This window comes from Actinokineospora sp. NPDC051303 (assembly GCF_055586285.1).
The window spans coordinates 1-9,135 of record NZ_JBVJIN010000096.1 but is presented as its reverse complement, the minus strand read 5'-3'; the positions used below and the strand labels follow the sequence as shown (position 1 = coordinate 9,135).

The 9,135-nt window shown below is 73.8% G+C and carries 4 protein-coding genes; 1 reads left to right on the top strand and 3 read right to left on the bottom strand.

Annotated elements, in window-relative coordinates; translation table 11 throughout:
* Positions 1 to 177: 177 nt before the first annotated feature.
* The 3 genes from ACZ6SD_RS32550 to ACZ6SD_RS32540 form a co-directional block, all read right to left on the bottom strand.
* On the bottom strand, positions 178 to 663 hold the full coding sequence (locus tag ACZ6SD_RS32550; RefSeq protein ID WP_465320869.1) for a helix-turn-helix domain-containing protein: 486 nt from the start codon (positions 661 to 663) through the stop codon (positions 178 to 180).
* A 152-nt stretch (positions 664 to 815) separates the two neighbouring features.
* A complete protein-coding gene (locus tag ACZ6SD_RS32545) occupies positions 816 to 2,810 on the bottom strand; it encodes an LCP family protein (RefSeq protein ID WP_465320868.1) in 1,995 nt (664 codons plus the stop codon).
* Between the two features lie 154 nt (positions 2,811 to 2,964).
* Positions 2,965 to 5,163 carry a phospholipase A2 gene (locus ACZ6SD_RS32540; protein WP_465320867.1) on the bottom strand — a complete coding sequence of 733 codons (2,199 nt, stop codon included), beginning with the start codon at positions 5,161 to 5,163 and terminating at the stop codon, positions 2,965 to 2,967.
* Between the two features lie 352 nt (positions 5,164 to 5,515).
* Here ACZ6SD_RS32540 and ACZ6SD_RS32535 point away from each other — a divergent pair, with 352 nt between their 5' ends.
* Positions 5,516 to 8,998 carry a tetratricopeptide repeat protein gene (locus ACZ6SD_RS32535; RefSeq protein WP_465320866.1) on the top strand — a complete coding sequence of 1,161 codons (3,483 nt, stop codon included), beginning with the start codon at positions 5,516 to 5,518 and terminating at the stop codon, positions 8,996 to 8,998.
* Positions 8,999 to 9,135 lie beyond the last annotated feature (137 nt).

The window sequence follows — 9,135 nt, the reverse complement described above, 5'->3', positions numbered from 1 at the left end:
CCGAAGGCTCCCCACCCGTCTTTCCCACGACGGGATCTTCCTTCGTAGGGGCCCCAAAGAAACCACTCCACCCCATCGAGCAACCCCCGCAACCCCCGCAACCCGCACCCAACGGAACCCAGCAAGCAACCGACCACAGAGCAAGGCCCGCCGCGCCCAGCGACGGGCCAGAAGCCCTCAGTCCAGCTCAGACCCAGCCAACTCACGCAACCGGCTGATCAAGTCGATCGTGTCCATCCCGCACAGCGCCGCTAGCTGTTCGAGCGCCGAGATGTCCAAATGGACATCCGCCGCCCCCTGCTGAGGGTCGTGTTCCAACAGTCGCTCCGCCGCCCATCGCCGTAGTGGCAGCAGTTCCGGTCTCGGGTCCCGCACGGCCCGGTGCAGGTTGACCCGCACTCGGCCGATCGAGGTGCCCGCGAACGCCCGGTCGTGCACTCGTGCCATGAGGTCGTGGGGCAGCGCGTCGAGGGCGATGCAGATTTCCACGAACCGGACGACAGAGCACTGCCGGGTTCCCAACTCGTACGTTGCCAGGGTCTGCAGCGAGATGTCGCTCTGCAGCCTGCCGTTCAACTCTTTGCGAGTCCACCCCCGCTGTTTGCGCAACCGTCGGATCTCGTCTCCGAGGATCCGCTGGTAGTTCGACACATCGATCTGCACGCTCGCCCCTCTCGACCGGCAACTCGGCCGCTGGCCAGTGCCCACACAGGAGGAAGCGACTAACCCGCTTGCTCTTACGCGAGTTGGTGCCGAATTGCTCCGATAGGGTGACGTTGCGGGCTGAACCCGGGCAGATCGGTGGGACTTCGGGGTCAGTTCACGCACACGGGGCCGGGTTGCTGGGCGCGGGCGGGCGCGCCTAGGTCCAGTGCCGGTGTGCCGGTGAGACGGTCGCCCTGGCTGGTTGTGGTGAAGTCCTTGCCGAGTAGGACGGTGACGGTGCCCTTGGTGAGTTTGGTGTCGGGTTCGATGGTGATGTCGTCGCCGAGGGCTTTGACGACTGAGTCCGCGCTGGACTTCTCGCCGGTGGCGTAGCGGACGACGGACTTGGCGCGGGTCGTCGCGTTGCCGGTCTCGCCGGTTTTGAAGCCTTGCGCGGTCAGGGAGTCGGCGACTTCGGCGGCCAGGCCGGTGCGGCCGGAGGCGTTGAGGACGGTCACCGTCGGCTTGCCCGCGGGCGCTTCCGACTCCGGCGGGGTGCTGGTTCCCGAGGACGGGGCGGGGGCCGGCGCGGCGCCGCCGAGCAGGCCCTGCATGAACGAGCGGACCTGCTGCGGGTCGATCTGCACGGCCTTGCCGTCGCTGGGGGTGTCGAGGTCGATGGTGCCGTGCGGGATGGTCTTGAAGACGATGTTGCCGCCGGTCACGTTCATCATCTGCTGGGCGAACTGCATGATGTCCCACTTGTCGTCCAGCACGACCGACTTCTTGATCGCCTCCTGGAGCTTGCCCAGCGTCGAGGACCCGGGGGTGAGCACGTCCTGGGAGAACACCTTCTTGGCCATCGCGCTCATGAACACCTGCTGGCGCACGATGCGGTCGATGTCGCCATTGGTCAGCCCGTGCCGCTGCCGGACGAACGCCAGCGCGGCCGCGCCCTGCAGGTTCTGCGGTCCGGCGGGGAAGTTCGCCCCGGAGTAGCTGTCCTTGACCGCCTTGTTCAGGCAGACGTCGATGCCGCCGATGGCGTTGGTGATGTCGAAGAAGCCGAGCAGGTTGACCTCGGCGTAGTGGTCGATGGAGGCGCCGGTGAGCTTGCTGACGGTGGCGACCAGGCTCTTGGCGCCCTCCTTGTTGGACTCCACTTCGAGCTTGCGCTCGTCGTTCACGCCTTCTTTCTGCAGCCGGGCGCGCGCGTCCAGCTTGGCCCTGCCGTAGGCGGAGTTGATTTTGTGCTTGCCCTGCCCGGGGATGTCCACGTAGGAGTCGCGCGGGATGGAGATGCCGACCGCTTTGCCGCCGTCGTTCGGGATCCTGATCATGATCAGCGTGTCGGTGTTGACCTCGCCGTCGAACTTGCCCGCGTTGAGCATCGCGAGCTGCTCCTTCGACAGCGGGTTGCCCTGCGCGTCGGTGCGACTGTCCATCCCGACCATGAGGATGTCGATGGCGCCGTCGGCGGGGCGCTCGTTCAGCGGCGCTAGGACGTCGGCGGTGGTGAGGTCGTTGGCGAACGAGTCGGCCAGGCGCCAGTAGTACCCGGTGGTCGCCAGGATCGTGGCCGACAGCAGGCTCACGAAGACCTTCCGGCCGGTCCCCTTGCGTTCCTCTTGGGCGGGCCGTGGCCGGGCGGCGGGCCTGCCGCGGGGGGCGATCCGCTCGGTCGGGACCGCCGCGGCGGCCGGGGGACGGGCCGCGCCGCGCTCGGGCCGGGGACGGCGGACCGGGTCGCGTGTCCCGGCCGGGGCCTCGGCGCGGGCGGGCCGGGGCGGGCGGGGGGCGTCGCGGTCCCGGCGCGCGGCCTTGGCCGGACCCGCGGCGGCCGCGCCTGCTCGGCGGGGGTCGGCGCGCGGATCACGCCGGGATTCGGCTCGGGGGTCCGCCCGGCGGGGGTCGGCGCGCTTGGGGTCAGGGCGCTTGGGGTCGACCCGGTTGGGGTCGGCGCGGCGCGGGTCCAGCCGGGCGGGGTCGGCGCGGTTCGGCCGGGGGGCGTCGCGGTCGGGGCGAGCCGGGCGCGGCGGCCGGGGAGCGTCGGGGCGCTGGGGTCGCGGCACGTCGCGGTCGGGCCGGGGGGGACGGGGCGCGTTCCGGTCGCCCGGCCTGCCCTGCCCGCCGCGCCTGCCTGGCTCCGGCGGCCGGTACTCCACGCCTGCTCCTCCCCGTCGGGTGTGGATAGTTCACACGGGCGGCGCACCACTCCCCGACACGATAGAGACGCCGGTGACCGCTTTCAGGTTGTTCGTAGCCTGGCATATGACCGATCGCGGGTTGCCACGCATCTGTACCGCGGACCTGCCCGGGTCAGCCGCCGGGGCTCTCTCCGGCTGGTGACGGCACCGCTGACCTGCGTGGATACCACCGTGAGGGCACCGCGCAGGCGACCGCGGCGACCACCGCGACCACGATGGTCGCGCCGTGCGCGGTGACCGCCGTCCCACTGACCGTCGTGATCATCGGCGGCACGCAGGCCACCGCGGTCAGCAGCCACGGCCACGGCGTCGACGCGGTCCCGATCCGCACCGAGTGCAGCAGATACCAGCCCAGCAGCAGGTGGATGATGCTGGCCATCGGGTCGAGCGGCACGCCGAGCAGCACCACGCCAGCGGCGCCGCCGGTGAGCCCGGTGACGGCGAACCCGACGATCCCCGCCGCCCCGTACCCGGTGCCCAGCGCGGCGGCCACCGAGTCGAGCCCGCCGCGCCGCCCGTCCGCGGCGAGGGCGCCGGGCTCGACCGTCGAGCGCCACTCGAACAGCAGGAACGCCAACGCGGTCGGCACGCCGAGCAGCGACAGCGCCAGCAGGGTGCTCGGGCGGGCCAGCCAGTCCACCGCCGTGGTCGGCAGGCCCGCGGTGCGCGCCGCCCCGATCAGCCCGGCCAGCAGCAGCATCGCCAACAGATAGACGAGGTAGACCGTCATCGGCGCGGACCGCACGAACCGCACCGCCCGCGCCGCCCGGCCCCGGGCGACCGCCCGCACCCCCGCGGGGCCCGGCAGCGCCACCAGGCACACCTGGGCGAGCCCGATGAGCAGCACCCCCAGCGCGGACGGCACGAAACTCGGCGTCCCGGCTGGCTCGGCGATCAGCTCCCGGGAGTGCCCCGCGACCGCGGCCAGCAGCACCAGGCACGTCAGCGCCGCGGCGGCCACCCCAGCCAGCAGCCCGCGCGGCAGCCGGTCAATCGTGCCGTCGGCGTAGTGGAACGCCAGCTGCCCGAACAGCGCCGCGAGCATGATCCCGCCGGTGTAGGCCGCGGCCGATCCCGAGCCGAACAGCCCCAGCCCGGCGACGGCGACCGCCTGGGCGACCGGCGTGGCCACCGGCGCGTGCCGGTGCAGCCAGTGCAGGACCGGCGTCACGCCCACCACCAGCAGGTACAGCCCGAGCAGCCACAGCGGCTGGGCGACGAGCCTGCCGAAGGTGTCCACGGCCGCGTCGGAGGCGTCGAGCAGGTCCAGCGACAGCGGCACCACCAGCCACGCGGTGACGAACGCCAGCACCGGCCGGATCAGCCAGCACACCCGGCCCGCCAGGTAGCCGCCGTAGCCCGCGCCCCGGGCCCGCGCGGCCTGCCAGGCGAGCAGGTTCGAGTTGCCGCCAGCGAAGAAGAACAGCGGCACCAGCTGCAGCAGCCAGGTCAGCGGCCACAGCGCGGACGCGGGCACGGCCAGCAGCGGCGCCAGCGCCAGCACCGACTCGGCCAGCACCACCCCGCACAGGCTCACCACGCGCAGGAAACCCAGATAGGCGGCCCGGTCGCCGTCCCGCTCGGTCAGCGCCAGCGGCGTCGCGCGGGGCACGCCAGCGCGGCGCCGGGCGAACGCGGGCACCCGCACCGCGAGCAGCACGACCACCACCAGCAGCGCCACCGCCCAGGTCCCGATCGGCTCCGGCCGCGGCGGGCCCCAGCGCTGGTGCCACGAGTTGGCCACTAGGCCCGCGGAGAACAGCGAGGCCACCATCCGACAGGTGCCCGCCGACCCGCGCGGGTTGGCCTCGCACCGCGCGCGCATGTCGCGGGAGAGCCGCTCGTCGAGCTTGCGCCGGGGCTCCGCGCCCAACGGCTGGCCCTTGGCCGAGGCGTAGCGGAGCAGGTCGTAGCCCAGGTCGTGGGCCTTGCACCCGGTCGAGTAGTCCCAGCGGGTGTCGTCGTCGCCCCACGGGGTGGAGCAGCCGCCGTCGGCGTGCACCCCGCGCACGGTCCCGTCCGGTTCCGTCACCCGGTCCGGCAAGACGCCGGTGACCTGCGTGAAGTCCGCGGGCAGCGCGGCGATCGGGTCGCGGTCCGCGCGCGGGTCGAGCAGCGCGTCGATCGCGGCGGCGGCCTGGGCGACCGATCCGGTGGGCGGCCGCTCGGGCGGCTCTGGAGAGCGGGACGCGACAACCCCGTACCCGGCCGCGGCCAGCACCACCAGCGCCAGCCAGCCGAGTCTGCCTCGCAGTCGGATGCGGCCCCGTTCACGCGACCGGTTCGCGTCTGCTCGCGACGTAGCCGTCATCCGGCGAAGGTGGTCGCTCGCACTCCTGCCCCCACCCGGGAAAGGCTACCGGTGACCGGACGGCGACCGCTCGCGGTCGGTGAACCGGGGGGCGTGGCACGGCGTACCCCCAGGACGCCGCGCCACGATCGAGCCCCCCGGTTCGATCCCCCCGTTGCCCCCCCCGAGTGCACACGTTACGGCCCGGTACTGGCAGCCGACCTGTACTCCTCGCCGCGGTCTCGGCATACCGCAGAAGCCGCCCCCACCTGGGCCTACGATTGGGCCATTTGCATTAAGATGCACAACCGGCAAGTCTGTACCGAGAAGGCGGCAAGTCGCCCGGCCACGCTCGGCCGGGGAAGGGGGCCCGATGCTCGTCCCGCCCGGCTCGTTCGGCGAGAATCTGCGCTCGCACCGGACGCGGGTGGGGCTGACCCAGCAGCAGCTCGCCGAGCGCTCCGGGGTCAGCATCCGGGCGCTGCGCTACATCGAGCGCGGCGAGGTGGGCATGCCCCGCGCCGACTCGGTCCGCAGGCTCGCCGAGGCGCTGGGCGTCGAGCCGGAGATCCTGGCCCAGCCGGGCTCGGCGCGGGCGCGGCCGAGCGGGGCCCCGCAGCTTCGGCTCAGCGTCCTCGGCCCGTTCACCGTCGCGCACGGCGAGCGCGCCCTCGAAGTCGGCGCCCTCAAGCAGCGGTCCCTGCTGGCCCTGCTCGCGCTGCACCCGAACCGACCGGTGGGCCGCGAGGAGATCATCGACGTCCTGTGGGGCGAAAGCCCGCCGGATAGCTGCCTCGGCCTGGTCCACACCTACGCGTCCCGGCTGCGCCGCGCCCTGGTCTCGGCCAGCAGGCGCCACGCCGGGGTCATCGTGTCCACCCCGAACGGCTACCGGCTCACGGTCAAGGCCGACCAGCTGGACCTCTTGCGGTTCGACGGCCTCGCCGCCCGCGCCCGCGAGATCCGCGCCACCGACCCAGACGCCGCCGCCGACCTGCTGGACGAGGCCCTGGCCTGCTGGCGCGGCCCGGTCCTGGCCGACCTGCCCGGCAGGCTGCGCAGGCACCCGACCGCGGTGGCCGTCGCCGCCCGCAGGCGCGAGGCCGCCCTCGCCCACGCCGACCTCGCGCTGGTCCTGGGCAGGCACGCGCGGGTGGTCGCCAACATCCGCGGCCTCGCCCACGAGGAGCCGCTGCACGAGGGCCTGCACGCCCGCCTGATGCTCGGCCTCGCCGGGACCGGCGAGCAGGCCGAGGCGCTGCGCGTGTTCTCCGACATCCGCACCCGCCTCGACGAGGAACTCGGCGTCGAGCCCGGCCTGGAGATCCAAGACGCGCACCTGCGGGTGCTGCGCGACCGCCCGGCCGCCCCCGCCGCGCCGGAGCCCATCGCCGCGCGCCCGCCCGCGCAGCTTCCCGCCGAAACCCCCGGGTTCGTCGGCCGCGCCGCCCCGCTGGCGGGACTGGACAAGCTGCTCGACCGGCTCGACGGGCACCCGGGCGTGGTGATCGTGGCGCTGTCGGGCACCGCGGGCGTCGGCAAGACCGCCTTGGCCCTGCGCTGGGCCCACCGCGCGCGCGAGCGGTTCCCCGACGGCCAGCTCAGCGTCAACCTGCACGGCTACGCCTCCGGCAGCACCCCGCTGACCACCCACGAGGTGCTGGTCCGCTTCCTGCACGCGCTCGGCGTCGCCCCCGAACGCGTCCCGGCCGACACCGACGAGGCCGCCGGGCTCTACCGCACCCTGCTCACCGGCAAACGCGTCCTGGTGCTGCTGGACAACGCCGCCACCGCCGAGCAGGTCCGCCCGCTGCTGCCCGGCTCGTCTGGCTGCCTGGTGCTGGTCACCAGCCGCGACCGGCTCACCGGCCTCACCGCCCAGGACGGCGCCCACCAGCTTCCGCTCGACGTCCTCGACGCCGACGAGGCCGTCGACCTGCTCGGCAGGCTCGTCGGCGTCGGCCGGATGCGCCGCGAGCCCGACGCCGCCGCCGAGATGGCCGCCATCTGCGGGCACCTGCCGCTGGCGCTGCGCATCGCCGGGGCCAACCTGGCGATCCGGCCGCTGATCAGCATCGCCGACTACACCCGCGAGCTGCGCGAACGCGGCCGCATCGCCGGGCTCGCGGTCGCGGGCGACGAGTCCGGCGCGGTGCGGGCCGCCTTCGACCTGTCCTACGAGAAGCTCACCCCCGCCGCGCGCAGGCTGTTCCGGCTGCTCGGCGCGCTGCCCGGCACCGACGTCGACGCCGCCGCGGCTGCCGCGCTGAGCGGCCTGCCGCCCAGCGACGCCGCCCGGCTGCTGCGCGTGCTCGACCACGGCAACCTCATCCGCGAGCACAGCCGCGGCCGCTACACCTTCCACGACCTGCTCCGCGAATACGCCTCCGACCGCGCCGCCGCCGAGGACACCGAAGCCGACCGGGTCGCCGCAGTCGTCGCCTTGTTCGACCACTACCTGCGCGAGATCGAGACGCACAGCGCCGTCCTGTGGCGGGTCGGCGCCGCGGCCCCCGAGCCGGGCGCGGAAGACCGGGCCATCGCCTGGCTCGACGCCGAGCGGGCCAACCTGGTCGCCGCCGCTGTCGCCGCCCCCGGCCTCGGCCTGCACCGCTACTCGTGGCGCTTCGCCGAGGCGCTGCGCCCGTACTTCTGGAACCGCGGCCACGGCCCGGAAGGCATCGCCGTCGGCCAGGCCGCCCTCGCCGCGGCCAGGGGAGCCGACGACGTCGACGCCGAGGCGTCGGTGCGCGACCTGCTCGGCGCGATCCACACCAACCTCAGCGACTACGTCACCGCCATCGAGCACCACCGGTGGGCGCTGGAGCTGGCCCAGGGCACCGGCAACCGCATCGTCGAGGCGTCCGCCCTGCACAACCTCGGCCGCGCCCACTCCCAACTCGGCCAGCCCGCGCAGGCGTCGGCGTTCTACGAGCAGGCGCTGGCGCTGAACCGCATGATCGGCAACCGCTTCGGCGAGGCGGCGGCGCTGCACTACCTGGGCGGAGCCGCGCTGTCCCTGGGCAGGCCGCAGGACGCCATCGACCGGCACACCAACGCCTTGGAGCTGAGCACCCGCATCGGCCACCGGCACGTCCAAGCCGCCGCCTGCCAGGGCCTCGGCCTGGCCCTGTGGGCTATGGGCGACCTGCCGCGCGCCGCCCAGCGCTACCGCGAGGCGCTGGCCATCTGCCGCCGCTACGGCTACCGCCACGGCGAGGTCAGCATGCTCATCTGCCTCGCCGAAACCGGCTGCGACGCGGGCGACTACGCGGCCGCGGCGGCCCAGGTCCGCCAGGCGATGGAGGCGGGCAGGCAACTCGGCGAACGCAGGCACGAGGTGAGCGGCCTGGACATCCTCGCGACGATCCAGCAGCGCACGGGAGAGTGGTCGTCGGCGGCCATGCACTACGCGCGCGCTCTCGGCCTGGCCAGGGAGATCCGGTTCGGGTACGGGGAAGCGTCGATCCTGACCGGGATGTGCGCGCTTTACCGGCGCACCGGCGACCCTCGGGCCGCCATCGACCACGGGACCGGGGCGTTGGCGTTGATGCGGGACACCGGCATGCGGCTGCTGGAGGCGCGGGCGCTCACCGACCTCGCGCACGCCTACCTGGACAGCGGGGACGCCGAGTCAGCGGCCGACCAGATCGAGCAGGGGATGGCGATCGCCGGGCGGACCGGGCAGCGGCTGGCGGAGGCGCGGGCCCGGCACGTGCGGGCGCTGGTCCGGCAGGCTTCCGGGGACCGGATGGGGGCGGTGGCGGACTGGCGGGCAGCGTTGCCGGTGTTCGAGCGGCTGGGGGTGCCGGAGGGGGCGCATGTGCGCGCGCTTCTGGCCGCGTTCGCTGCTTGAGGCCGGCTGGTTGTGGGGGCTTGCGTGGTTCAGGGCTCTCGTGGGGTCTGCTCGATGGGGTGGAGTGGTTTCTTTGGGGCCCCTACGAAGGAAGATCCCGTCGTGGGAAAGACGGGTGGGGAGCCTTCGGCCCCACG

Coding starts and splice junctions, on each gene's coding strand:
- ACZ6SD_RS32540 (WP_465320867.1), bottom strand. CDS start 5,163: ATGACGGCTACGTCGCGAGCAGACGCGAACCGGTCGCGTGAACGGGGC.
- ACZ6SD_RS32535 (WP_465320866.1), top strand. CDS start 5,516: ATGCTCGTCCCGCCCGGCTCGTTCGGCGAGAATCTGCGCTCGCACCGG.